This is a genomic window from uncultured Maribacter sp. (genome assembly GCF_963975365.1).
In the GTDB taxonomy this organism is placed as follows: domain Bacteria; phylum Bacteroidota; class Bacteroidia; order Flavobacteriales; family Flavobacteriaceae; genus Maribacter.
Genome location: NZ_CAXBGF010000014.1, coordinates 1 through 26,235 on the forward strand (window position 1 = coordinate 1; position 26,235 = coordinate 26,235).

A 26,235-nucleotide genomic window follows, 5' to 3' on the forward strand; every position below is an offset into this window, starting at 1 on the left:
GCCAAAGCTTTTTGTTTTGTTTTTATCTTTTTCATTTTAAAAGCCAAATCCAAAAAGATTTGGCGGGCATAGCAAATAAACCCAAGCCATTAAATTTAGCACTTTATGCCCTATTTGCCATAGGTACTGTGTGTGCCCGGTATGGTCATCTTTACCTTATAGCAATATAAGGATTTTTTTAGAGGGTGTAAGTCCCTTATGCGCTGTAGTAACGTCTGGAAGCATTAGTAAGTCGCAAGGGTGGTGATCGCGAGGTTACATCTGAAGAAAGCGAGACTACAAAACCCGGTACCGACGAACAGGAACCGTATATAGAGGCATGGTTACTTGGGTAAGCAAGCACATCATTGTAACGCCCAACGATTACCAAAAGGGTAGCTATGTAGATACGGCGGGCATTGGGTGAAAGAAGATGTTCTTACCTGGGGAGGTCTCCAAAGTTACGTGTAGCTATATGGAGAAGTCAGCAGAGGTCATAGTAGTTGCTGGAAATGAGCTGATAGCAAAATCAGAGGTCTCACAAGCGACGAAGGGCCGAACGTAATTCTCTTTAAAATTCGCATAGGAATGACGATTCATGGCCTATACTAAAATTAGAGGATAGTTTCAAGGGTGAAAAGAGCCTTGGAGTGATGGATTGCGAACCGCCGTATACGAGACCCGTACGTACTTTGGTGTGAGGGGTGCACTCCGTCATTTATGGGGAGAGCCGTCTACTCAATTCTTGACAGTTTTAAATTTCATCAAGTAGCTTTTTTGCTTCTTCAATTTGCAATGAAACAAGATAATAGAACACTTGGTCTAATACTTGATTTTCGAATATCTTGCCTTTATATTCTTTTCTCTTCTGATATAATTTGACTGGTAGTTCTAATTCATTTTCTGAATATTGGACACCAAGAAAGTTCTGTAAAGTTTCTAAGCGACTATACCCAAATTCTTCAGAAGGTTCAATAATAGTTCCTTCTCCCCAATCATTCCATGTTATTATTTGCAATAAATCTATATCATTGGTTTTTACTTGTTGAAGCGATTGTTCAAATAGTAATCCTCCCATATCGTCATAATACGTAAATCCGTCACCCCAACCACCTTCCATATAAAAGTCATTAAAACCCGGTATTGCTCCTCCAATACATAAACTAAAATTTGAGTTTTGGCAATATGTATTAAAATCATTATTTACTGATTCTCCAACCCAACCAAATTCCCCAGCACCTACATCATTTAGATTATAGTTGTTAATCGTATAGGGTAAGGTCACAAACAAAGGTTTGGGAGTAATATCCGAAAAAATTGACTCCCACTCACTTGCTGTAAAAATTCCTTGAGGTCCAAAATTTAACAAGAGTGGTCTATTATTAATATTGACATAGTCATCGGTGTCAAAATAATTATCTTGCATATAACTTAACACCCTTTTTCCTTCCAGAACTTTATCTGTAATTACACCTTGCTCTTCAGCGTTTTTTAGGGCAGCATCTTCATAAACTAATCCGAATTTAAGACCTGCTTTTTTTAGCCAAGGAATTATGGCTTCCGTATGCTCTTGCAGTAATCTGGCATCATAAACTTCTGTAATGCCAGGGTTGTCTATTAGTATTCCATCTAAACCTACTAATTTGATGCAAGTAACTGCGTATTCTAAATAGTGAGGCTCACCATTATCATAAGGTCCTATGAGAGGATAATAATGAGCCGCTATTTCTCTTTTGCCATTCGCATCAACATTTGAAGGGTCTTTGGTTGACATTGTCCAATGAATCCCCCAATTACCTCTTTCTGTATTGGGAAATTCTGCAAATTCTGGACTTTCAAACCAAGGCATATAATGCACATAAGTTGGCGTTGTGTATGATTTGGATACCATCAACGGTTCAAAGATTGTAACCTCAAACGTTCTTTCTTCAAATGTGATATTAACAGTATATTCTTTAGAGTTTCCATTTTCGGCAGTTACATTAATTTTAAAATTACCACTTGAAATATTGAAGAAATCACCAGCTTTGACATTGGCTGCTGATTTATCAGAGACTTCGATTGATTTAATTTGAATACTTTCCGTTCCATAAGGTAGCTTTTCATTTACCTGAATTTCATTCCCTGAAATTGAGGTTAAATATTCTAAATTGTTCTGTTCAAGAACTAATTTCGAAATTTCACTTTTGGATGACAATTGAGGTTCTGGAATTGTAATTGGGTCTTCGTCTTTTCCGCAAGAAAATAGAATTATTAAAAGTAAAATTGAAAGTAGGAATTCTGTTTTTTTCATTTTTTAATGTTCGTTAAGGCACATAGTTTACATAAGTTAAAGATTAGGGTTTACACTAAATTAGTTTCTAACCTTGTTGCTTGTTCTTTATTTCTTAAATGTTTTTCATCAAAGAAACCTAAAAATACGTTTCTATAAAATACTCTCCCAATACCGTTTCCCATTTCTACATTTTCGAAATAATTCAAAATGACCTAAGCTATTGGTATAAAAAGAAAAGTATAGAAATTTGGAATTGGGATTATTTTCAAATCATTTTCCGTTTTAAAAATAAATTCAGGTGAATAATAGTCCGCATAACTTCCGGGAAAATATTTCACGTAATATTTGAATTCAGATTTATATTTAGTTGTTATTGATGAACCGTTTTCAAACATAATTTTCTTTTCCGTTGTATTTCAGTCGGAACATAGATTATTTTATTAAACCAGTTTAACGAGATTCCTTTGAATAAAACCTAACTTCAATGTCATTAATTTTTTAAAAATAGTTGTAATGGCCAATACCTATATAGAGATAGAAACCCTTAAATTTTTATTGTTTAACGTACACGATCTTAAAACGGTACTTGAGCAAGAACAATTTGAGGAGTATGATGAAGCGTCTATAGCTATGATGCTCGATTCGGTAAAAGATTTTTCAGATAAAGAACTCTATCCTTATTATAGGGAGATGGACGAAAACCCCGCACACTTTAAGGATGGGGAACTTATTGTTCATCCACAAGTAAAAAAGTATATGAATTTGGGGGGTGAAATGGGTTTTTTATCAGGACCATTCTCCTATGAAGCTGGGGGTATGCAACTGCCTTCGATGGTGGTACATGCTTCTGCTTTTATTCAGGAAACGGCAAATAATCACCTACCTGGTTACATAGGCCTAACGGTAGGTGCTGCTGAATTGATCGTGCATTTTGGCAATCAATTTCTTAAGGATACCTATGTGCCCAAAATGATGAAGGGAGCATGGAGCGGTACCATGTGCCTTACAGAACCACAGGCAGGAAGTTCGCTCTCGGATATTGTGACTACTGCTGTACCTGACGGAGATTCCTATAAAATAAACGGTCAAAAAATATTTATTTCTGGAGGCGATTATAAAGGGGCTGAAAATATTGTTCATTTGGTTTTGGCCCGTATTAAAGGAGCACCTGCCGGAACTAAAGGAATATCACTTTTTGTTGTGCCTAAAAACCGACTCGATACAGACGGTGGTTTAGAATATAATGATGTTACAACGGTTGGGGATTTTCAAAAAATGGGTCAAAGAGGGTATTGTACAACCCATCTCTTTTTTGGAGATAAGGAAGACTGTACCGGTTGGTTGGTTGGTGAACCTAACCAAGGTTTAAAATATATGTTTTTGATGATGAACGGAGCACGGATTGCTGTTGGTAGGGGTGCAGCTGCAATTGCTACGGCAGCTTATCATGCCTCGGTTAGCTATGCTAAAGAAAGACCTCAAGGTCGTGAGCTTCAACGTACGGGAAAAAAAGATGCCTCTCAAGAACAAACACTCATCATCAATCATCCCGATGTACGCAGAATGCTGCTCTTGCAAAAGGTAATTACAGAAGGATCTTTAAGCTTGGTATTTTTGACCTCTCGATACCAAGACCTTTCACAATCGCTTCCAGATGAGGAAAGTAGGGCGAAATATAAATTATTATTAGAAATATTGACTCCCGTTGTAAAGACCTACCCTTCTGAAATGGGTATTACTTCTGTAAATAATGGAGTGCAAGTACTAGGGGGTTACGGTTTTTGTTCCGATTATATTTTACAACAATATTTACGAGATATCCGAATCTCGGCCATTTATGAAGGAACTACTGGCATACAGTCCCAAGATCTGTTGGGAAGAAAAATAACCATGGAAAATGGAAAAGCACTGAAATTACTCTCTGAGGAAATTATGAATTCCATCAAAGAAAGTATGGCACACGAAACGTTGAAACCTTTGGCAGAGAAATTACGTAGTAAATTGGAACTAACCCAAAAAGTGCTACAATCTCTTATGGGGTATGCAATGAAGGGCGATTATCAGCGATTCTTGGCGGATGCCACACCTTTTATGGAATTTTTCAGTACAATAATCATGGCATGGCAATGGTTGGATATAGGCCGTGAAGCACAAAAAGCATTGGTCTCTGCTGATACTAGTTTTAGTGCTGAATTTTATGAAAACAAAATTCACGCCATGCAGTTTTATTTTAAATACGAACTTCCCAAAACAACAGGACTTTCTGAAATATTGATGGATAAACAGGCATTGACACTGAACACAGAGAAGCAACTATTCGCTTGATTAAAAAGGCAAAAGAATAAAAGAAATACTTAAAAAAACGAACAACCGACAACGAAACATGAGTAGTATAAAATCAAAATTTAACCTAACCGGAAAAGTGGCTATCGTCACGGGATCAAGCAAAGGTATAGGACTTTCCATCGCTAAAGGGCTGGCTGAAAACGGGGCCAAAGTGGTTATTAGTAGCAGAAAACAAGAGGCTGTTGATACAGTAGCGAGGGAGTTTAATGAAGCCGGGTTGCAAGCCATAGGAATCGAATGTCATATTGGGGATACCACCCAAAGGGAACAACTGATAGCCAAAACGATAGACGCCTATGGGCGTATTGATATTTTGGTCAACAACGCGGCCATAAATCCTTTCTACGGCCCATTGGAATTGGCAGGGGAAGAAGTGTTCGATAAAATTATGAACGTAAACGTTAAGGCACCTTGGTTACTTTCGAATTTAGCATTACCGCATATGAAAGCTAATGGCGGTGGTAGTATTATTAATATTGCATCGGTAGAGGGCATACATCCCGGATTTCGATTGGGACTCTATAGTATGACGAAAGCTGCTGTGATCATGCTCTCTAAGAACCAGGCAAAGGAGTGGGGCCGTTATGGTATCCGTTCCAATGCGGTCTGTCCCGGATTAATTAAAACAAAATTTAGTGAAAGTCTGTGGTCTGATGAAAAATTGGCTGCGCAATATACAGGGATTATTCCTTTGAAAAGAGTCGCAGAACCTGATGAAATGGCCGGAATAGTGATGTTGTTGGCATCTGATGCGGGCTCTTATATGACGGGTGGGGTGTATACTGCAGATGGAGGTTATTTAATTTCAGGTTAATATAAGAGAATTATGAATTTTGACTATAGCGATAAATCAATAGCACTTCAAGAAGAATTGAAGAGTTTTTTGGAAACTCATGTTCACCCTATTGAGAAGGAGGTAGGATTGTTTCATCAAAATCCGGAAAATAGTTGGAAACGATGGCCCGGTTTGGAAGCATTGAAGCAAAAGGCAAAGGAAGCCGGACTGTGGAATGTTTTTCTTCCTGCTTCATATGGAGAACTTAGTCCTGGGCTTTCGAATTTGGAATATGCCCCTTTGGCAGAAATAATGGGGCGTATAATCTGGTCGTCCGAAATTTTTAACTGTAGTGCTCCCGATACGGGAAACATGGAGGTGCTTGCCAAATATGGAACACCAGAACAACAAGAAAAATGGTTGAAGCCTTTAATGAATGGGGAAATTCGTTCGGCCTTTTTAATGACGGAGCCAGAGGTTGCTTCCTCTGATGCAACCAATATTGAAACCGCTATTGTTTCTGATGGAAATGACTATGTGATCAATGGTCGAAAATGGTGGTCTTCTGGTGCGATGGATCCTAATTGTAAAATTGCAATTGTAATGGGTAAAACCGATTTTGATGCTCCGCGGCATGTACAACAAAGTATGATTTTGGTACCTATGGATACGCCAGGCCTAAAGATTGAAAGGGCACTAAGTGTTTTTGGCTATACCGATTCCCCCGAAGGTCATGCTGAAATAATTCTTGACAATGTTCGTGTGCCAAAATCTAATTTATTATTAGGGGAGGGTAGAGGTTTTGAAATAGCCCAAGGCCGTTTAGGTCCGGGTCGTATTCATCACTGTATGCGGTTAATAGGAATGGCACAGCGTTCTCTAGAAATTATGTCTGAACGTACGGTGCAAAGAAAACCTTTTGGTAGAACCCTAGACACTTTTAGTAGTGTTCGACAAGATATCGCTCTTTCTGCCTGTGAGATTGAACAGAACCGATTGTTGGTATTATCTGCAGCAGATAAAATGGATAAAGTAGGAAATAAAGACGCCAAGGATTTAATAGCCATGATAAAAATAGTCACACCACAAATGGCATTAAGGGTAATTGATAGGGCTATTCAAATTTTAGGAGGAAAGGGCGTTGGGAGTGATACTCCCTTACCACATTTCTTTGCAGCAGCACGAATGCTACGCTTGGCCGATGGCCCAGATGAAGTTCACATGAGTCAATTGGGAAAAAGTACAATAAACAAGTATGTAAAAAAATAGAATGTCTAACGAGAATAACTTAAAACCGGTACGTGAAGGCGAGGAAATCAATGAGGTTAAACTCAAGGATTTTTTGTTAGAAAATGGGTTAATAACCGGAGTGCATTCCGAATTAAAAGTAAAACAATTCACTAATGGTTATTCCAACCTCACCTACCAACTTCAAATTGAGGATAAGGAATATGTCTTACGAAGACCGCCCTTTGCAGCCCCAAAACGTGGGCATGATATGGGGCGTGAATTTAAGGTATTACAGCATTTAAATCCTGTATACGACAAGAGTCCTAAAGTCTACGTCTTTAATGAGGACCCTAAAATTATTGGAGCTCCGTTTTATATTATGGAGAAGGTCAATGGAGAGATTCTAACGGCCATGTATGCGTTTGGTAAACAAGTTTCCCCCGAACAATTTAAAACCATTTCAACTACATGGGTCGATGCTTTTGTAGAATTTCACAATATTGATTATAAGGAAGCACGACTTTCGGAATTAGGTAGACCGAAAGGGTACGTTGAACGGCAAGTTAATAATTGGGGCAAGCAGTACTTGGCCGCGGTAACCGATGAAGTACCAGCGGCACAAAAGGTAATGATGTGGATGAGTGAAAATCAACCCAAAAAATATGACCATACCCTTATCCACAATGATTTCAAATATGACAATGTTGTTTTTGCAGATGATAGTTGGAAGAAGATTTCAGCTGTTTTAGACTGGGAAATGTGTACGCTGGGTGACCCTCTAATGGATTTGGGTACTTCTTTAGGCTATTGGACAACGGCAGGTGACCCAGAGTTTATGAAACAAGGACTTCCTTCTCCAACGGTAATGAAAGGCAATCCTTCACGAACGGAAATTGTACAACAATATGCCTTAAAAAGTGGCAGAAATATAGATGATCTTACGTTCTATTTCGCTTACGGACTTTTTAAGATTGCTGTAATTGCCCAACAGATTTATTACCGATATAAACATGGCCATACGAGTGACCCCAAGTTTGCGAATTTGAATAAGGCTTCTGCTTTATGTTGCAATACCGCATGGCAGGCCATTCAAAAAAATAAAATAGATAATTTGTACTAACTATGGGCGAACAACACTTTATAAACATAAATCTAGAGCAAGTAACTGACTTTGCAAAAAGCGAATCCAAAGAACCTGTTGTTATGCTAAATATGATAAAATATAAAGCTGTTGTGGCTGAAACGGGAATGACGGGTAAGGAAACCTATAAGGAATATATGCGACAAGCGACTCCTTATTTTTTAAAGGCAAATGCAGAAATTGTGTTTTACGGTTCGCCCAAGCATATGTTAATTGGTCCTGAAGATGATACTTTATGGGATGATGTACTTATCGTAAAGTACAATTCCGTTACCGATTTCATGAACATGATAATGGACAAAGGATACCCTTCAAATTTAAGGGCTCACGCATTAACTGATTCACGATTAATTCATTGTGCACCAAATCAAAAAAAAGTAAATCAATCAAACTAAAAAAATGAATTTAAAAGACAAAGTAGTGGTAATTACCGGAGCCGGCAGTGGCATTGGGGCAGCCACGGCAAAGCTTTTTGGCGTAAATATGGCCAATGTTATTGTATCTGATATAAATCTGGAAAGTGCAGAAAAGGTAGCAAGTGAAATTCGAAACGATGGTGGTACTGCATCTGCATTACAAACAGATGTGACCCAGTTTGAGCAGGTGAAGGAATTATTGCAGAAAGTAATACAAAAATATGGTAGTCTAGATGTTATGGTGAACAATGCCGGAATAGCCGGTAAACACCAAGCAAAGACTGCAGATCACTCTCTTGACGACTGGCATAATGTAATCGCGGTAAACCAAACTGGAGTATTCTATTGTATGAAACTTGCAATACAACAGATGCTAAAACAGGGTTATGGTAATATAGTGAATGTGGCTTCTTTGGCGGGATTGAAGGCTTCGGGAAATAACCTTTCCTATTCCGCTAGTAAGTTTGCGGTAGTGGGAATGACAAAATCGGCCGCTTTGGAGTATGCAAGAAAAAAAATTCGAATAAATGCAGTTTGCCCTGGGTTTACCAATTCGGCATTGTTGGAACAATTGCTTGCTGTAAGTCCAGATATGGGCAATAAGTTAAAACGATTTATACCTATGGGCAGGTTCGGGCAGGCAGAGGAAATTGCGGAAGCTATTTGCTGGCTGGCCTCTGAAAATTCAAAATTTATTACTGGACAAACCATAACCTTGGATGGCGGCACCTCCTTATAATATCAGACTATGATAACATTAGTACTTACCAAAAAGGAGAACTATACGATTGTTCAGATGAACCGGGGAAAGGTAAATGCCATCAATCATGAGATGGTGAACGAGCTGAGCGAGGTTTTCAACATATTGGAAAATGACCCAGAAGTAAAGGGTGTAATCTTAACTGGACAACCGCACTATTTTTCGGCCGGATTGGATTTAATCGAATTGTACCAATATAACAAGAACCAGATTCAGGAGTTTTTTACGGCCTTTGGTGCGCTGTATCTGCAATTGGTGCAGTTTAAAAAACCTTTTATTTCAGCTATAACGGGACATTCCCCAGCAGGCGGGTGCGTTTTGGCCGTTACCAGTGATAATCGATATATGACAGAGGGAGATTCCTATGTAATTGGCTTAAATGAGGTTGCCGTAAATATCCAAATAAGTCAAAACCTAACAGAAATTTATGCTTTTTGGATAGGGGAGGGTTTGGCTCATCGGTATATTATGGAAGGTAAATTATTGAATGGAAAGGAAGCCTTGGCTGCTGGTTTGGTAGATGAACTGGTTCCCTTGGATACCGTTTTGGAACGTTCTGAAAAACAGATGAAGCGCTATTTGCAAGCAAACCAAGAGATCTTGATGAATACTAAGAAAAAATTGAGAAAGCAACTTTGGGATAAACTCGATTTAAATGCGGAGAACTCCTTGAAAGAAGCAACCATATTGTGGTGGAAACCCGAAATTAGGTCAAAGATGAAGGCATATGTAGAAAGTTTTACTAACAAGAATAAAAAATAAATGTACATGAATAAACAACTCATTTTTATAAAGAGACCTGTAGGCGCTGCAGATGCTTCGTCTTGGTCTATAGAAACGAACCCTATTCCAGAACTTGAGGAAGGGCAGGTTTTAGTGAAAAATCATTATATCTCTCTTGATCCTGCCATGCGTGGATGGATGAATGAGGGAAAATCTTATATCGCACCGGTAGAAATTGGTGCTGTAATGCGCGCAGGCTCGGTGGGTGAGGTCATAAAAGTGAAAAATCACCCAACATTCAAGGTAGGGGATTTCATTTCCGGTCATGGAGGTGTACAACAATATGTTGCAACGGATGGAAAAGGATATTATAAAGTAGATCCAAAATTAGCACCATTGCCCACTTATATCGGCACTTTGGGAATGCCAGGAATGACCGCTTATTTCGGAATTTTGGAGGTGGGTAAGATTAAAGATGGAGATGTTGTCGTGGTTTCAGGGGCAGCTGGTGCAGTAGGTAGTATTGTTGGACAAATAGCCAAAATTAAAGGATGTACCGTAATTGGAATAGCAGGAGGTACCAACAAGTGTAACTATGTGGTTGATGAGTTAGGTTTTGATGCTTGTATCGATTACAAAAATGAAAATGTTAAGGAGCGATTAAAGCAAGAATGTCCTAAAGGATTGGATGTTTATTTTGATAATGTTGGAGGTGAGATATTGGACGCCGCTTTGGGAAGATTACGAATGCACGCTCGAGTGGTTATTTGCGGTGCAATTTCTCAATACAATAACAAGCAAAACATGAGAGGCCCAGCCAATTATCTTTCTTTATTGGTGAATAGGGCAACGATGCAAGGGATGGTTGTATTTGATTGGGCCGAAAGATATGGGGAAGCCGGTCAGCAAATGGGTAAATGGATGGCAGAAGGGAAGTTGAAAACCCGTGAGGATGTTTATGACGGAATAGAGAACTTTCCATCGACTTATAAGAGACTTTTCTCTGGTGATAAATTGGGTAAATTAGTGTTAAAGGTTATTGAGGATTGATGCAGTTCGGGATTCATCTCATACAAAATGAAAATATAGAAAATGAAAGCAATACGATGTCAAACTTATGGTCCTCCATCTAATTTGAAGTTAGAGGAAATAGATTCCTTACATGCAGGTCCAAAGGAAGTAGTCGTTCAGGTAAAGGCCTGTGGATTAAATTTTCCGGATACGCTAATTATTCAAGGCTTGTATCAATTTAAACCGGAGCTACCATTTACTCCTGGCAGTGATATTGCCGGTGTCGTCAAAGAACTTGGGGAAGAGGTGAAACACTTGAAAATTGGTGATGAAGTTTTTGGTTTTGTGGCCTATGGAGGTTTAGCGGAAGAAGTAATCGTACCAGCAAACGCATGTTTTCCAAAACCAACTCAAATGAACTATCCGGTGGCGGCATCATTTATGATGGCCTATGGTACGTCTTACTATGCATTGAAAGATAGGGCAAAGTTAATGGAAGGTGAAACGCTTTTGGTTATGGGGGCCTCGGGAGGGGTTGGCCTTGCTGCTGTTGAACTGGGAAAATTAATGGGAGCCAAGGTAATTGCGGCAGCCTCCACTCAAGAAAAGCTAGAACTCTGTAAAGCGTATGGTGCTGATGAATTAATTAATTACACCAAACAAGATTTGAAATCCACCCTAAAGAAATTAACGGATGGAAAAGGGGTAGATGTGATATACGATCCTGTTGGGGGTGACTTTTCAGAACAAGTACTAAGAGCTATCGCATGGAACGGGCGATTTTTGGTTGTAGGGTTTGCAGCTGGTACGATACCTAAGATTGCGTTAAATCTGCCCTTGCTAAAAGGAGCATCCATTGTTGGTGTTTTTTGGGGCGGTTTCGCGATGCAATATCCTAGGGAAAATATGGGCAACACCATGACTTTAATGAAATGGCATGCGGAAGGCAAGCTTAAACCTCATATTCATAAAATAGTTCCCTTAGAAGATGCTAAAGAGGCTTTAGAAGAAATGATGAACCGAAGTGTGAAAGGGAAAATGGTTGTTCAAATTTGATAAAGTAACGATAACAATTATTGAAACATAACGATATGAGATTAAAGGATAAAATAGCGATTGTAACAGGAGGTTCACAGGGAATAGGAAGGGCAATTTCTGAACTGTTCGCTAAGGAAGGTGCTACGGTAATTATCATGGATTTACTACCAAAAGGCCAAGAAGTAGCAAATGGAATTAAAGCATCAGGAGGTAAGGCAGAATTCCATACCGTTTCGGTAACCGACAAATCGGCTGTAGAAATACTCTTTGAACAGGTAAATTCAAAATATGGCAAAATTGATATTCTAATTAATAATGCTGGCATAACTCGGGACCGCACCTTAGAGAAAATGACCGAAGATGAATTTGACGCTGTTATCGAGGTGAACTTGAAAGGGGTATTTATTTGCACGCAGGCAGTTGCACCGTATATGAAGGCAAATAGATATGGAAGAATTGTAAGTGCGGCATCCAATGTGGGATTGCGAGGTAATTTTGGTCAAACGAATTATGCGGCTACCAAAGCAGGTGTCATTGCCATGTCCAAGACCTGGACAATGGAACTGGGTAGATATGGTATCACGGCAAATGCCATAGCTCCTGGCTTTACCATGACCGATATGGTCGAAAAAATTCCGCAAGAACATTTTGAGGGGATTAAGGCAAGTATACCTTTAAAAACGGTTGCACATCCCGTCGATATAGCCTATGGCTATTTATATTTAGCATCTGATGAGGCACGTTTTGTTTCTGGAATTTGCTTGACCATTGACGGTGGAACTTCACGATAAATGATAGAAAAATGACTAAACTAGTTTTAGATGATTTAAAGGAATTTAAAACCTACGAAGGAAAAGCACTTCCGTCAGGTGAATGGATTACCATTACTCAAGAAATGATAAATGATTTTGCAAAGGCAACCTTAGACTTTCAATGGATACATGTAGATGTGGAAAAGGCGACCAAATTCTCTCCGTTTAAAAAGCCAGTTGCACATGGCTTTATGTCGGTTTCTCTATTATCTAAAATGCTCGGAGATCTTGTACAAATTAAATCGGTAAAAATGGGAGTGAACTATGGCCTGAATAAAGTTCGTTTTCCAAATGCCGTTTTGGTGGATAGTAAGTTACGATTAAATAGTAAAGTTGCTTATATAGAGGAGTATCCACAAAATGGTGTCAAAGTCACATGGCACTGTTCGGTAGAAATTGAGGATGCCGACAAACCGGCCTGTGTGGCTGAATTTATTAGTATTATGTTCGAATAATACCTTATCTGCCTGTTATAATTAGTAAGTTTTATTTTGTATTTTCAAGGTTGTCAAAATAAACCAAACTAATGACCAGACTCTTCGATTTAATCGACTACCAATTAAAAAACAATCCGTTAGAAGCTTGTATTAGTGGAAGGGATAAAAATGGGAATTGGGAATCGTATAGTACTCAAAAGCTAAAGGATACTGCAGAACAAGCAGCAGCAGGATTATTGAAATTAGGTCTTATACCTGGCGATAAGGTAGCTATTGTTGCCTATAAAAATAGGCCTGAATGGATTATTATGGACTATGCCGTGCAAATGGCGGGTATGATCAGTATTCCCTTATATCCTACTATCAGCGTATCAGAATATGAATACATTTTAAATGAAGCTGAGGTGAAAGCAGCCTTTTGTGGGGCACTGGATTTATATGATAAGCTATCAGAAACTCAAAAAGTTGTAACGACCTTAAAACATATTTACACCTTTGATAGATTGAATGGAAATCCTTTTTGGGAAACTATTTTTGATACCAAAGGTATTCCACGCTTAGAAAGCATCCAATCCAATATAAAGGGAGATGATTTAGTAACCATTATCTACACTTCTGGAACTACGGGAGAACCAAAAGGAGTAATGTTGAGCCATACCAATATTATGCACGTGGTTATTACCACCTCAAATTTTTTAATTGTCAAACCCGAAGAAAAAGCACTAAGTTTTCTTCCGCTTTGCCATATTTATGAACGGGCTGTTTCATTTTGTTATTGCTATAAGGGCGTTTCGATATTTTTCTGTGGTACAGATAACTTAAGCGGACCCGATGGGGATTTTGCTGCAGTACGACCGGTTATCTTTACCACAGTGCCTAGGTTATTGGAGAAAATTTATGAAGCTATTTACAACAAGGGTTTAGCTTTGAAAGGTGCCAAAAGAAAATTATTTTTTTGGGCTTTAGACCTAACGGTTGATTATAAGATAGATCAGCAGTTATCTTTTAGTGAAAGTTTGAAATGGAAGTTTGCCGATACCTTTATTTTTAGTAAGTGGAGAGCAGCTTTAGGCGGTAATGTAATACAAATTATTACAGGTGCCGCCCCTTGTCCTATTAAAATATTACGAATTTTTTGTGCAGCCGGCATTCCTATTCGAGAAGCATACGGATTAACGGAGACCTCCCCGACTTTAACCGGTAATAGCTTGGAACCAAATGGTGCCATGATCGGAACCGTTGGGTATGCTATTGATGGTGTTGAATTATATATTGATAAAACTTCTGGAGAATATAACGAAGATGAGGGAGAAATTTTAGCCCACGGACCCAACGTAATGTTAGGGTACTATAAAAAACCAGATATTAATGAACAGGTATTCCAAACAAACAATGGTAAAAAATGGTTTCGCACTGGTGATATCGGAAAACTCGTTAAAGGACCCTATGGAAGAGCGTTTCTTAAGATTACAGATAGGAAAAAGGAACTATTGAAAACATCTGGAGGAAAATATGTAGCACCTGCGCCGATTGAAAACCGGATAAAGGAAGATTTTTTAGTTGAACAGATGATGGTTATAGGCGATAAACAAAAGTTTGTTTCAGCTTTAATAATACCTTCGGAAGTAGCATTGAAAAATTGGTGCCTTCACAAAAAAATGGAGTGGACCACATTAGAGGAAATGATACGAAATGAAAAAGTAATTCGAAAATATCAGAAGGTGATTGATGGCTATAAGACGGAATTTGGTCATATAGAACAGATAAAGAAATTTAAGTTAATAGCGACACCTTGGTTACCAATTCATGACGATGGTGCTTTGGCTGAACTAACGCCTACATTAAAACTTAAAAGAAGGGTGATAAGAGAAAAATACAGTGTGGAAATTGCTGCTATGTATAACGATGACTAAATAATAATATCAGAACTCATTCAATATTTTCAATATTCATAATAATTAGTTCTTTTTTAGATGGCTCACTATTTTCTGAATCCTTAACTTCTGGATATAATTGATATATACCATACGTAATTCTAAAAGTAGAACCTTCAAGCGAATTATCATTTAGGTTATTTTTTTAAAAATTTCTTGTTCTACTTGTGCAAACAGTATTGGACTTTGGTCTAAACTATTGAAAAATAGGTAGCCATAAAGAGATTTACTATCACATATGGAGTCTTAATATTTTACTTATTTATAGCATTTAAGGCAATGATTGAATGATTAACCTCACATCTCCCAATTATTTTATTCGGTAAGGGAATTTTTCTCCTGGTGACCCTTTAAACATGAAATTACTGTATTTGCCATATAAGAAAGTACAGTTAACGATGCTGCAAGTGAAGCTGTAGATTTTTTGTGATATTTAAAAGAGCATTGTAAGCCCCACCGACTTCACCATATATGATATGCGTCGAAAGAAAAGTAGCACTATGGCGACCATCTAAAGTTCACTAGCAAGAGTTTTATTTCGCTTGCTAGATCATTCTTTACCGCCAAAATACCACACTGATTATTTGGTAAAGGAAGTTGTCGAGCTTTCAATTATTGACTTGTTATCTGAAAAGTTCTTAAGTAATAGATAAACATGAATTTTTATTCAATAAACCAATCCATTACTTACCTTTGTGGAAGACTAAAATATTCCTATTATAATAAAGTTATAGTATATTTAAGCTTTAAACAAAAAATAGTGCCCCCAAAAAAATTATTTATTGTTCATGAAGACATTGATGTATGTCTTTTGCTTCAGTACATATTGCAAGTTGATTTCAAGACTACTGTTGTGGCTAATTCCTTCGGTATGGTTGAAAATTATTTGGAATCCCAAAGTTTTGAAGTTGTACTTACCGATGTTAATATTGATGGTATTTCGAGAAATCAATACATAGCCTACCTAAACGATAAATTACCCGATGCTAAGATAGTTGTGATTACAGATATGGATCAAGGCATTATAGAGAAAGAACTTTTCAATATTGGAATCGAACAATTTTTTGATTTTCCATTGACGATAACAGAATTAAGCAATGCCCTAAAATCATCTTTCTAATTTGAGCGAATTACAATCAATAATTATTCTTTTGTTGATCATACTGCTGGCTATGTTTTATGCATTGGCACTGTATAGTGTTTTCTATAGAAAACGGAAGGAAAAAATTCGCTTGGTTAACAAAAAGATAATTTTCCGTATTATGGGCCAGTATTTCAACAATTCTGATACTCCATTAAGAAATTCATATGTTAAAAGACTTAAGGCACAAGTGTCAAATTCTGAGGGACTTTGGTATGTTTGTCAACAGCTTATAAAGGTAAAGAGTATAGTGGTCTTGCCTGAAAAAGACATTCCACTCCCGATAGTATCAATATTGGGTATAGATAATTTATTGGAAAATAAATTATCATCGCGTAATTTGCATCATAGGGCTTTGGCTATTCAATATAGTTATGAACTTGAGATTACAGCTAATTATAAGAAAATTCACGAATTCATTAATTCTTCAAATATTTTCGTTAGACGAGAAGCTCAATTGGCCATGGTGGTCTTTATGAATTGGGAAATCCTATCCTTTTTTGCTAAATTAACTTACCCGATTTCATTGTGGCAACAGATAAGAATTATCGAAAAATTAAAATCGTCTAAGAAACCTATAGTAACAGAATCCTTAAAGTCATTATTAAATTCAAAGAATACTGATATTCTTGAACTTGGCATGAGATTAGTAGTTGCTTTCAATGTAGAAAGGGAATTTAATATGATAAAAAGTCATACGCAGCATCACAATACTAAGTTAGCCAATGCCGCTTTTGATATGTTGGTACAATTAAATATTTCTAAACCATACAATAAGGAACAATCCTTTTCAAAACAAACATTCGAGCTACCTTTTAGTTACGTTGATTATAGAAATCATAAAAAAAATGATAAACTTTAATGGAATATTTTAGAGCAGGTATCGATTGGTTTTTCTTTACATATGGAATCGTTCTTTTTGGGATATACCTAAGCTTCGTGCATTTGGCGATAAGGGCTATCAAAAAAAATAAAGAACAGGCAGTCTTTTTAAACATAAATAATATTAAAGGAGCAGAGAATTTACCTAGTGTTAGTCTTATTGCACCTGCTTTTAATGAAGGAATGAGTATCGTTACCAATGTACATTCATTATTGTCATTGCAATACCCTTATTATGAGCTGATTATTGTAAATGATGGTAGTACAGATGATTCGTTACAAAAATTGATAAATGCATTTGATTTAGTTGAAGTACCGTATACTCCTAAAGAAACGAATATTAACCATGCTGATATTATTGGTCTATATCAAAGTAGTGATTATAATTATGGTCGTTTAACAGTAATCAACAAGAAAAATGGTGGTCGAGCCGATGCATTAAATTGCGGGATTGCAAACGCAAAAACAAATTTAGTTCTCTGTACCGATGCAGATTGTATTATAGAACAAGATGCTCTTTTGAAGATGGTTCGCCCGTATTTAGAAGAATTGGATAAAGAAGTAATCGCATGTGGTGGAGGCATTGGTATCGCTAACGATTCTATTATTAAAAATGGGACGTTGAAAGAACTAAGGCTTCCAAAAAGTTGGATTGCCCGAATACAGGTAGTAGAATATATTAGGGCTTTCTTATTGGGTAGAATGGCTTGGCACCATTTAGACGGACTAATGCTTGTTTCTGGAGCATTTGGCCTTTATCCTCGTAGCCGTGTTCTTGAAGTAGGAGGATTCGATAAAGATATCGTTGGGGAAGATTTAGAACTATGCATGCGTTTACGGGTTCATATGGAGCAGCAAAGCCTGCCCTATGATGTTGTTTATTTACCAGAGACGTTATGTTGGACAGAGGCTCCTTCAACAGCAAAGGTTTATATAACGCAACGTGATCGTTGGGCTAGAGGACTCTGGGAAACGCTAAAAAAGCATAGACATCTATTTATGAATAGAAAGTACGGTGCAATGGGTGGTGTATTTTTTCCGTATTGGGTTTTATTTGAATTTGGTGCTCCTATTGTCGAATTTCTTGGGTTGGTTTTGATTACAGTATATCTCATTTTGGGTTATATCAATTGGCCAATAGCTAGATTTCTTTATTTATTTGTTTACTTGATTGGCTGTATGTTTTCAACAATTGCAATTCTTATGTATACTATTAATTTTAGACAGTACGCTAGTATAAAAATGGTTACGAAATTAATTTTGGCGGCTTTCATCGAACCTTTCTATTCCCACCAGATAATGCTCTATGCAGAAATAAAGGGATATTTAAAGAAGTTGTTCGGTGTAAAATCTACATGGGGTACAATGACCAGAAAAGGTTTTACTACATCAAACTAAAATTAGTTCTTTTTAAAATCGATAACGCAATTGTGTACTGAGGGTAAATTGACCTCCTTTTAGATTGTTAGGTAGTTCTTCGGTCAGATATCCTATGCCGACCCCTATGCTATAATCTTTGAACCATTTACTAAATCCTCCAGATACATAATATGCCTTCAAAGATGGATTATTGACTATCTGTGAAAATCTATTGACGTCGTCTGGTGAAATACCGGTACCTAAACGAACATAAGCAAAGTCAGCAGCGTTCGAGAAATAATATCGAGACGTGACTTGATAATTCTGAATAAAACGTTCATCCTTTTTTGGTCCTAATGAAGCTCGTGCATTCAAATAAAAGCTACCTAAATATTTGGTAAAGCCAAGACTAATGGAAAGGAAATCATCCTGTTCATAATTCAAATATCTAATTCCACCCTCTAATTCATAGCCTTTGCCCAAGGTATAAAAAAGGGATGCACTAGTACCAAATCGTTGATAGAACCCTCCATCAGAAAAACTTAAAACCACATTACCATATAATTTTTTTGAAAATACAGGGTAGGTATCCAATTCGAATAAAACTCTATCATTAACAAAGCGGTCACTATAGGTAACCCTACCTGCAACTGAATTTGCACCGAAATAATGTTGATATTCAGCAGAAATACTATTCCATGATTTATGTATTGGAAAGTCTTTTGTGAAAGTGATTAATTCATAGCTCATACCAATTTGGTTTGAACTAAGGCGTTTAAGAATTTGTTGTAATCTATACTTCTGCCAATCATCTAAAGAGCGTTCTCTTAGCGTACGAACCTTTTGTTTTGCCAATGTTCTTTCGTTAGCAGATATGAACTCTTCTGCTACATTCAAAGTTGTGTTGATGTCAATAGTGTCATTTTGCCCATAGCTCAGAATACTAAAAAAAAATAGTAATAGAGTTGTTCCTGGAAAAATTGAGATTCTAAATCGAACAAATACTTTCTTTAATAAAACTATATTAAACATTGTGTCATTAATATATAACGTAATTTATTATTTTTTGTTTCAAGTTACTTTAGCAAAACACCTCACTTTTAACTTTTAAAAACTAAATGCGATTTTTTATTTCGACTTATAATAATTGGTGTTTTTTCTTTTCTAATTCTTAGGTAAACAACCCTCTAGATTTTTTAAATATAAGCTTAATTTTAAACAGAAAATTGTATTGAGGAAAAATAGAAAATCTTTTAACTTTCAAAGTAAAAAGCAAAGAAGGATTAGTTGGTATTTTGATATTCAATAATATTGCTCGAAAGAAACAGAATTACCCGTGATTAATGAAAGAATATATAATTCCGATTATTATGAAACCTCCAAAAGTAAAACCAACCAATTTTCCAGTAATTTTGGACCCCTTAATTACGGTGATACCTAATTTAACGAACATATTACTCATAATTGCTGCAACAATGACAGATGAAGCAAGCGTTACTTTTTCTCCATCCAAAGTAAATTTAGCCAAACTTATGGTAATTGCATCTGTATCTGCTAACCCAGCTATTAATGCAGAATAATACAAACCACTTTCCCCGAATAATTCGTTACTGTAAAAAACTGCAAATAGAATTATCACATAAATAAACCCAAATCCTATGGCGTTAAGAAGGTTCATGGGGTTTCCTAATTTAATCTCTGTGTCGAGCTTTTGAGTATCTTCTTTTATGAAAAACAATGCCACGATTAGACATATTAATGTGAAAATCCCAAAAGGTAATATCAAATGGGTAAGAAGTGAACTATTGAAGATATAAATTAATAGCGTGAGTCTTGGAAACATAATGGCCGAAGCGATGATAATACCTGCAGCATATTTTCGTGACAGTTCTGGAGTTTCAATACTTCTAGAAGCATAACTCCATGTAACGGCTGTACTAGATATTAATCCGCCAAGTATTGCCGTCAAAAAAATCCCTTTTTTTGAACCTACAAATTTGACTAAAAAATAGCCAATGAAATTTAGGAAAGAGACTATTGCAATGATAGAGCCAATCTCAAACGGATTTATCAAATCATTTGGGCCGTAGGTATTATTTGGTAAAAAGGGCAATATTAATAGAGCTATGATAGAAAACTTTACAAATGCAAAAAGTTCTTCAGAGGTAATGTTACTAATGACAGAATGAAATCGTGTCTTTAGAGAAAGTAAGGTGACTATGATGACTGCCGTTGCCACCGCATTACGATAATATTCCGCAGAAACCATAAGACCAAGCATAAAAGTGGCAATAAGGGCTAAATTGGTCGTAAAACTTCGTTCAAAGCTATTTTTCTCTTTATAAAAGTGATTAAACCCTAGAAAAAGTATAAAAGCACCCAAGCTTATAATTGACAACCAAAAAGAAAATATTTCAATAAGACTACCCAATGAAAAGCCTAAAATAGTAACTATAGGGAATGCACGTATACCTGCAAATCCATAATCACCCTTAAGATTGTTGTATTCTCGTTCCAATCCTAATATAAGACCAATTCCTAAGCTTATGAATACTCCTAAAATGTATGGGTCTAGTGTTGTTAATATGATATCGAGTTCATCCATTTCTTCTTAGTATTAAAATCATTCGTTTCTGAATATGGAAATGACGATGTAAAACCCTAATAGGGCAGACATTACAAAGCCTATGGCACCTAATAGTGGTATTCCGTTAACCAACGGAGGCATTTTGGCCATGACCAAGAGAGATGAACCAATTGATAAAGCTGCTATGATAACGGCAAATACCAAACGGTTAACTGCTTTACTAGTAGCAAGTTGAAATTCTTTTAATCCTTTGTGTTTATGTATTACTTCTAGTTTTCCATCCTTTAATTTTTTAAGTATGATATTGATGTCATCTGGTAGGGTCTCAACTAAATTATTAATGTTCTTTATGCGGTTTAGGCTCTTTTTAAATAGGTATTTTAAGCTGAACCTACTGCGTACTATCTTTTCAGTGTAAGGTATTAAGTTATCTGTTATATTAAATTTAGGGTCTAGTTTAAGACCTACGCCCTCTATTATAATTATACCACGAATCAGCATATAGAGATAGTGTGGCATGCTAATTCTATTTTCATATAATACAGTCTTAAACTGAGTTAAGGTGGTACCTATATTAATGTTTTGAATTGCCGTATTACTAATTCCTTCGATTAAAATATATAAATCTTGTTCCAGTTTTATGTAATCTGATATATTAGTTTTTATGGCAATTTTTTCAAGTATAGGAATTATTTTCTTGATGTCTTTACTTAAAAAGTGGAGTAGTAAATCACTTAAGAGTTCTTTCTCCCTCGGCATAATAGAGCCCATCATACCAAAATCTAAAAAGCAGATTTTTCCTTTTTCTGGTAGCACAAAAATATTACCAGGATGAGGGTCGGCATGAAAGAAAGCATGTTCTAAAATTTGTTCTAAATAAAGGTCAACCCCAATTTTAGCAACTGCTCTTGGGTCAATATTAGTAGCTCTGAGTGTTGCGATCTCCGATACTTTAATACCGTCGATAAATTCCATACAAATAATCTTATCATTAGATAGTTCTTCATATATAGCTGGTACGTGAATATGCTCATTGCCATTAAAATTCTTGGTGAATTGTAAAGTGTTTTTCAATTCTCTCGAAAACTGAAGTTCTTCTTTTATACTACGCTCGAAAGATTCTACAATTCGTAGTGGCTGCAACGCTTCTGCTTGGCTACTGTACTTTTCAAGACTGTGGGCAAGTTGTCGCATCATCTGCAGGTCAGATTCGATTATTTCTTCAATATTTGGTCGTTGAATCTTTAGAATTACTTCATCACCGTTTATAAGCTGTGCACGGTGTACTTGTGCAAGAGAGGCTGCTGCCAATGGTTCAATGTTGATAGTAGCGAAATATTTAAAGTTTTCTATTCCTAGTTCGTCTTCAATGGTTTTTAGTACATCGAAGTTTTTTAGCAGAGGCACGTGATCCTGCAATTTTTCTAGCTCTGAAATTAATTCAGTTGGCAGCATATCTTCTCTAGTACTGAAAATCTGACCTAATTTTATGTAGGTTGGCCCTAACTCTTCCAACACCATTCGAATACGTTCGTATTTTGAAAAAGATAAGTTTTTTTCTATATCTGGATGGTTTTCTAAATATTTCTTTGGTATTATTTTACTTAATGAACTCTTGGCCAAAACATCTTCAAAACCATATTTTATTAATACGTTAAATAACGCAGTGTACCTTTTAATTTCTCTTTTTGTTGGAAGTTTTAAAATGGCCATTTACGATTTGAATGTTATTAAATTTAGAATGAAACGATAAAAATCCTTCTAAAATTTGCAGTCAGATTCATCATTGTCTGGGTAGAACGTTAAATGATTTCTTACCTTGAAAAAAGCATATAACATCAAAGCTATTTGAAATAATGAACGTGATTTATGATAAAAATCATATTTCATAGTTTGTTGCTTAATTTATAAAGGCTAGGTCTATTCGTAATTACTTCTTTCGATTGTTATCACTTGATATTTTGATTGCCACAGCATCTGAAAAGACGAATTGCATCTTTAAAAAGGATGAGGAAACATAAGTGCTTAATGCTATTTTTTCTTATGGAAACCCTGATTTCTATCCTAAATTAAGAGCATGTATCATTTCAATGAAAATCACACTAAAAGAAGTGAATGATTATAGGCCATTAGATTAGAAGATTGACTCGACGTAATAATATTTTAAATCTATAATATATGTTCTAGTATTTCTTTGTTTAAAAATTCACATATATGATTTTACTCATAGTAATACTTTATATTTTCGATTTATTTTGAAGATTTATAATGTATGTTTTATGCGAAATTTGAATATCAGTATACTTTTCTTGCTTTGCCTTTCCTGTAATCAAGAACGAGAAAAAGTTTTTCCTCAAAAAACGAAGTTAACATCATCTGTATATGCATCGACAACGATACAGCCAGATAGCTTGTATCAAATTTATGCTGTAGTTGCTGGTATTCTTGAAGATAATTTTGTGGAAGAAGGAGATTTGGTAGAGAAAGGAGATGCTATTCTGCAGATTAATGATCGTACTCCTAAATTAAATACTGAAAATGCCTATTTAACAATGCAACAATCTAAGGAAAATGTACAAGGCAATGCCGCCATATTAAAGGATATTGAAGATGAAATTTATGCAACAAGGTTAAGATTTACGAATGATTCTATCAATTTTAGTAGGCAAAAGCGGCTTTGGGAACAAAACATTGGATCTAAGGCAGAATTTGATAGTAGAAAGTTGGCGTATGAGCTTTCAGAAAACCAGCTAAAACAACAGAAAGCAAAATATGTAAGAACCAAATATGATTTGGAAACAAAAATGGAACAAGCTAAAAATAGTTATTCTTCTTCAAAAATAATCACAGATGATTACACGGTAAATAGCAAAATTAAAGGAATGGTTTATGCTTTATTAAAGGAGCCCGGTGAACTTGTGAATACCATAGAACCATTAGGTGCAATTGGTAGTGCCACTAATTTTAAAATAGTAATGTTGATAGATGAGGTAGATATCATTAGGATAAAAATAGACCAGCTAACATTGATAACATTAGACGCCTACCCTAAAGAAGTATTTACCGCAAAGGTGAGCAAAATATATCCTCAAAAAGATGAGCGTTCACAGACTTTTACAATTGAAGCACTTTTTACGGAGCCACCTTCTATATTATACCCTGGCTTAGCAGGAGAGGGTAATATAGTAATTGCGGAAAAAGAAGATGCACTTACCATTCCAATAGAATATTTAATGGATGGTGATAAAGTAGAAACAGAAGAAGGTTTAGTTCATGTTGAGGTTGGACTTGAAAATTTAGAAAGGGTAGAGATTATTTCAGGTATAACGGAGAAGACGATGCTTTTTAAGCCAAAAGGATGATAAACTGGAAGGTCATACTAAATATTGCAAAAACACATCTTCTTACCAAGATGAAATCTACTGCTACCGCATCTTTAGGCGTCACTTTTGGTATAGGTGCCTACATAACCATGGTTAGTTTTATGACAGGTTTAAATAATATGTTAGATAGTCTTATTTTGAACCAAACACCCCATATTCATTTATATAATGAAATTGAGCCAACGGTTAATCAACCAATTTCAATGTTGGAAGATTTTGAAAATTCGGTAGATATGATTAGCTCAATAAAACCAAAACAAGGGCAAAAGAAAATTCATAATGCAGTACCTATTCTTAGCTATTTAAAGAAAAAGGACAAGGTAAAGGGGGCGACACCACAAGTACGGGCACAAATATTTTACCTATCCGGTGCCATTGAATTAGGTGGTACATTAGTTGGGGTAGATATTATGGAAGAAACCAGATTATCGAATATGCGAAATTATATTGTTGATGGTACCCCAGAAGCATTGAAAAGTACAGATAATGGTATTCTGTTAGGATCTGGGCTAGCAAGTAAAATGTCATTATCAGTAGGCGATAGGGTTCAAATAAGCACTGTGAAAGGCGGTATTTTTCCTTTGAAAATTGTTGGTATCTACCAAAGTGGAATTGCAGATATCGATAATATACAAAGCTTCTGTAATTTAAAAACAGTACAACAGATATTAGGAGAGGCACAGAATTATGTTACCGATATCAATATTAAACTTAATAGGATAGAAGATGCCCCTGCATTGGCTCAAATTTTAGAAAAACAATTTGATGTAACCGCAACGGATATTAACGAAGCAAATGCCCAATTCGAAACTGGTACAAATATTCGAAATTTAATAACATATGCAGTTTCTATAACATTACTAATTGTCGCAGGATTTGGAATTTATAATATTCTAAATATGCTTATATATGAAAAAATGAAAGATATCGCTATTTTAAAAGCAACCGGATTTTCAGGCCGAGATGTGCAGTTCATTTTTATGAGTCAGGCCATGATAATTGGTATTGTAGGTGGAATCTTAGGATTGATTTTAGGTTTTGTACTATCTGTAATTATTGACGGGCTGCCGTTCAAGACAGAAGCACTACCAACAATTACAACGTATCCCGTTAATTTCAATATAGGCTATTATGTAATAGGAATCTTATTTGCCTTAATTTCAACCTTTATCGCAGGGTGGCTACCCTCTAATAAAGCAAAACGTATAGATCCGATAAAAATCATTAGAGGCACTTAAGAGAATTGAAAATGGATAAAGTATTAGAAGCTAAAAACATTAATAAACACTTTCTGAAACCTAAAGACTTTCATGTTTTAAAAGACATTTCTTTTGCAATAAAAAAAGGTGAATTTGCCTCAATTATGGGAAAATCAGGTTCGGGTAAGTCTACATTGCTTTACATACTTTCTACTATGGATACGGAGTATACCGGGGAGTTATATTTAAATGAAAAGTTGGTCACCGGTAGATTGCCAAGTGAGTTATCGGTAATTAGAAATGAGCATATTGGTTTTGTGTTCCAGTTCCATTATTTACTATCTGAATTTAGTGTTTTAGAGAATGTAATGCTCCCTGCAAAAAAGTTGGCCCGAAAGTCTGTTCAAGAAATTGAACATGACGCCATTTTGAAATTAAAAATGTTAGGTATCGAAAATCTTGTAAAACAGAAGGCTTCCCGTATTTCTGGTGGTGAAAAACAACGAGTTGCCATCGCAAGGGCATTGATTAATAATCCTTCTATACTTATGGGAGATGAACCAACAGGGAATTTGGATAGCTATAATTCTGATAATGTTTTTAACATATTTAAACGATTGAAAGAGGAGGAAGGTCTTTCACTCTTGGTTGTAACACATGATGAGGATTTTGCGAAGCGAACCGACTATATTATTGAAATGGAAGATGGTCGAATTATGATTTAAAATTGATTTAATTATAGTCGGTTATTATCCAAATAAAAATTTAGTTTTGAAATTATCAGTACTAAATTAATTTTCTTTCATT

Annotated in this window: 22 protein-coding genes; 18 read left to right on the plus strand and 4 right to left on the minus strand. The window is 36.0% G+C overall.

Features of this window, described 5'->3' with window-relative positions; all coding sequences use genetic code 11:
• Window positions 1-733: 733 nt before the first annotated feature.
• Entirely contained in the window at window positions 734-2,272 is a 1,539-nt protein-coding gene (locus tag AACZ49_RS14430) for a glycoside hydrolase family 71/99-like protein (protein WP_339656307.1), read from the minus strand.
• A gap of 495 nt (window positions 2,273-2,767) precedes the next feature.
• Between AACZ49_RS14430 and AACZ49_RS14435 the strand changes: the two genes are divergently transcribed.
• The 15 genes from AACZ49_RS14435 to AACZ49_RS14505 all read left to right on the plus strand — a co-directional run bounded on the left by AACZ49_RS14435 (window position 2,768) and on the right by AACZ49_RS14505 (window position 18,298).
• Window positions 2,768-4,579 (plus strand): acyl-CoA dehydrogenase, encoded by a 1,812-nt coding sequence (locus AACZ49_RS14435; RefSeq protein ID WP_339656310.1) that lies wholly within the window; start codon window positions 2,768-2,770, stop codon window positions 4,577-4,579.
• Between the two features lie 58 nt (window positions 4,580-4,637).
• A complete protein-coding gene (locus AACZ49_RS14440; protein WP_339656313.1) occupies window positions 4,638-5,414 on the plus strand; it encodes a glucose 1-dehydrogenase in 777 nt (258 codons plus the stop codon).
• A 12-nt stretch (window positions 5,415-5,426) separates the two neighbouring features.
• Entirely contained in the window at window positions 5,427-6,644 is a 1,218-nt protein-coding gene (locus tag AACZ49_RS14445; RefSeq protein WP_339656316.1) for an acyl-CoA dehydrogenase family protein, read from the plus strand.
• Window position 6,645: 1 nt separating this feature from the next.
• Entirely contained in the window at window positions 6,646-7,725 is a 1,080-nt protein-coding gene (locus AACZ49_RS14450; RefSeq protein WP_339656318.1) for a phosphotransferase family protein, read from the plus strand.
• A gap of 2 nt (window positions 7,726-7,727) precedes the next feature.
• Complete coding sequence (locus AACZ49_RS14455; protein ID WP_339656320.1) at window positions 7,728-8,141, plus strand: hypothetical protein; 414 nt, start codon at window positions 7,728-7,730, stop codon at window positions 8,139-8,141.
• A gap of 4 nt (window positions 8,142-8,145) precedes the next feature.
• Complete coding sequence (locus tag AACZ49_RS14460) at window positions 8,146-8,901, plus strand: SDR family NAD(P)-dependent oxidoreductase (RefSeq protein WP_339656322.1); 756 nt, start codon at window positions 8,146-8,148, stop codon at window positions 8,899-8,901.
• 9 nt (window positions 8,902-8,910) lie between these two features.
• Complete coding sequence (locus AACZ49_RS14465) at window positions 8,911-9,684, plus strand: enoyl-CoA hydratase/isomerase family protein (protein WP_339656325.1); 774 nt, start codon at window positions 8,911-8,913, stop codon at window positions 9,682-9,684.
• Between the two features lie 6 nt (window positions 9,685-9,690).
• Window positions 9,691-10,695, plus strand: a complete 1,005-nt coding sequence (locus tag AACZ49_RS14470) for an NADP-dependent oxidoreductase (protein ID WP_339656327.1) — start codon at window positions 9,691-9,693, stop codon at window positions 10,693-10,695.
• Between the two features lie 42 nt (window positions 10,696-10,737).
• Window positions 10,738-11,712 (plus strand): NADPH:quinone oxidoreductase family protein, encoded by a 975-nt coding sequence (locus AACZ49_RS14475; RefSeq protein ID WP_339656330.1) that lies wholly within the window; start codon window positions 10,738-10,740, stop codon window positions 11,710-11,712.
• A 35-nt stretch (window positions 11,713-11,747) separates the two neighbouring features.
• The gene (gene fabG / locus AACZ49_RS14480; protein ID WP_339656333.1) at window positions 11,748-12,485 is read left to right on the plus strand and encodes a 3-oxoacyl-ACP reductase FabG; all 738 of its coding nucleotides are present in this window, start codon (window positions 11,748-11,750) and stop codon (window positions 12,483-12,485) included.
• Window positions 12,486-12,496: 11 nt separating this feature from the next.
• Window positions 12,497-12,961 carry a MaoC family dehydratase gene (locus AACZ49_RS14485; protein ID WP_339656336.1) on the plus strand — a complete coding sequence of 155 codons (465 nt, stop codon included), beginning with the start codon at window positions 12,497-12,499 and terminating at the stop codon, window positions 12,959-12,961.
• Between the two features lie 71 nt (window positions 12,962-13,032).
• A complete protein-coding gene (locus tag AACZ49_RS14490) occupies window positions 13,033-14,856 on the plus strand; it encodes a long-chain fatty acid--CoA ligase (RefSeq protein WP_339656339.1) in 1,824 nt (607 codons plus the stop codon).
• Window positions 14,857-15,637: 781 nt separating this feature from the next.
• Entirely contained in the window at window positions 15,638-15,997 is a 360-nt protein-coding gene (locus tag AACZ49_RS14495; RefSeq protein WP_339656342.1) for a response regulator, read from the plus strand.
• Between the two features lie 142 nt (window positions 15,998-16,139).
• Window positions 16,140-16,880, plus strand: coding sequence for a hypothetical protein (locus AACZ49_RS14500; RefSeq protein ID WP_339656345.1), 741 nt, complete (start codon window positions 16,140-16,142; stop codon window positions 16,878-16,880).
• Window positions 16,880-18,298 (plus strand): glycosyltransferase, encoded by a 1,419-nt coding sequence (locus AACZ49_RS14505; protein ID WP_339656348.1) that lies wholly within the window; start codon window positions 16,880-16,882, stop codon window positions 18,296-18,298. Before AACZ49_RS14500 ends, AACZ49_RS14505 begins: the two co-directional genes overlap by 1 nt.
• A 12-nt stretch (window positions 18,299-18,310) precedes the next feature.
• Here AACZ49_RS14505 and AACZ49_RS14510 read toward each other — a convergent pair whose 3' ends face one another.
• From AACZ49_RS14510 to AACZ49_RS14520, 3 genes are all read right to left on the minus strand, one after another.
• Window positions 18,311-19,291, minus strand: coding sequence for a YaiO family outer membrane beta-barrel protein (locus AACZ49_RS14510; RefSeq protein ID WP_339656351.1), 981 nt, complete (start codon window positions 19,289-19,291; stop codon window positions 18,311-18,313).
• A 298-nt stretch (window positions 19,292-19,589) separates the two neighbouring features.
• Window positions 19,590-20,864: an MgtC/SapB family protein gene (locus AACZ49_RS14515; protein ID WP_339656354.1), complete on the minus strand. Its 1,275-nt coding sequence runs from the start codon at window positions 20,862-20,864 to the stop codon at window positions 19,590-19,592.
• A gap of 18 nt (window positions 20,865-20,882) precedes the next feature.
• A complete protein-coding gene (locus tag AACZ49_RS14520; RefSeq protein ID WP_339656356.1) occupies window positions 20,883-22,559 on the minus strand; it encodes an AarF/UbiB family protein in 1,677 nt (558 codons plus the stop codon).
• Between the two features lie 566 nt (window positions 22,560-23,125).
• Between AACZ49_RS14520 and AACZ49_RS14525 the strand changes: the two genes are divergently transcribed.
• The 3 genes from AACZ49_RS14525 to AACZ49_RS14535 are packed head-to-tail and all read left to right on the plus strand — an operon-like array spanning window position 23,126 to window position 26,153.
• Window positions 23,126-24,208 (plus strand): efflux RND transporter periplasmic adaptor subunit, encoded by a 1,083-nt coding sequence (locus tag AACZ49_RS14525; RefSeq protein ID WP_339656359.1) that lies wholly within the window; start codon window positions 23,126-23,128, stop codon window positions 24,206-24,208.
• Window positions 24,205-25,467 carry an FtsX-like permease family protein gene (locus AACZ49_RS14530; protein ID WP_339656362.1) on the plus strand — a complete coding sequence of 421 codons (1,263 nt, stop codon included), beginning with the start codon at window positions 24,205-24,207 and terminating at the stop codon, window positions 25,465-25,467. The genes AACZ49_RS14525 and AACZ49_RS14530 overlap by 4 nt, the downstream gene beginning before the upstream one ends.
• An 11-nt stretch (window positions 25,468-25,478) precedes the next feature.
• Window positions 25,479-26,153: an ABC transporter ATP-binding protein gene (locus AACZ49_RS14535; protein WP_339656365.1), complete on the plus strand. Its 675-nt coding sequence runs from the start codon at window positions 25,479-25,481 to the stop codon at window positions 26,151-26,153.
• The last annotated feature ends 82 nt before the right edge of the window (window positions 26,154-26,235 follow it).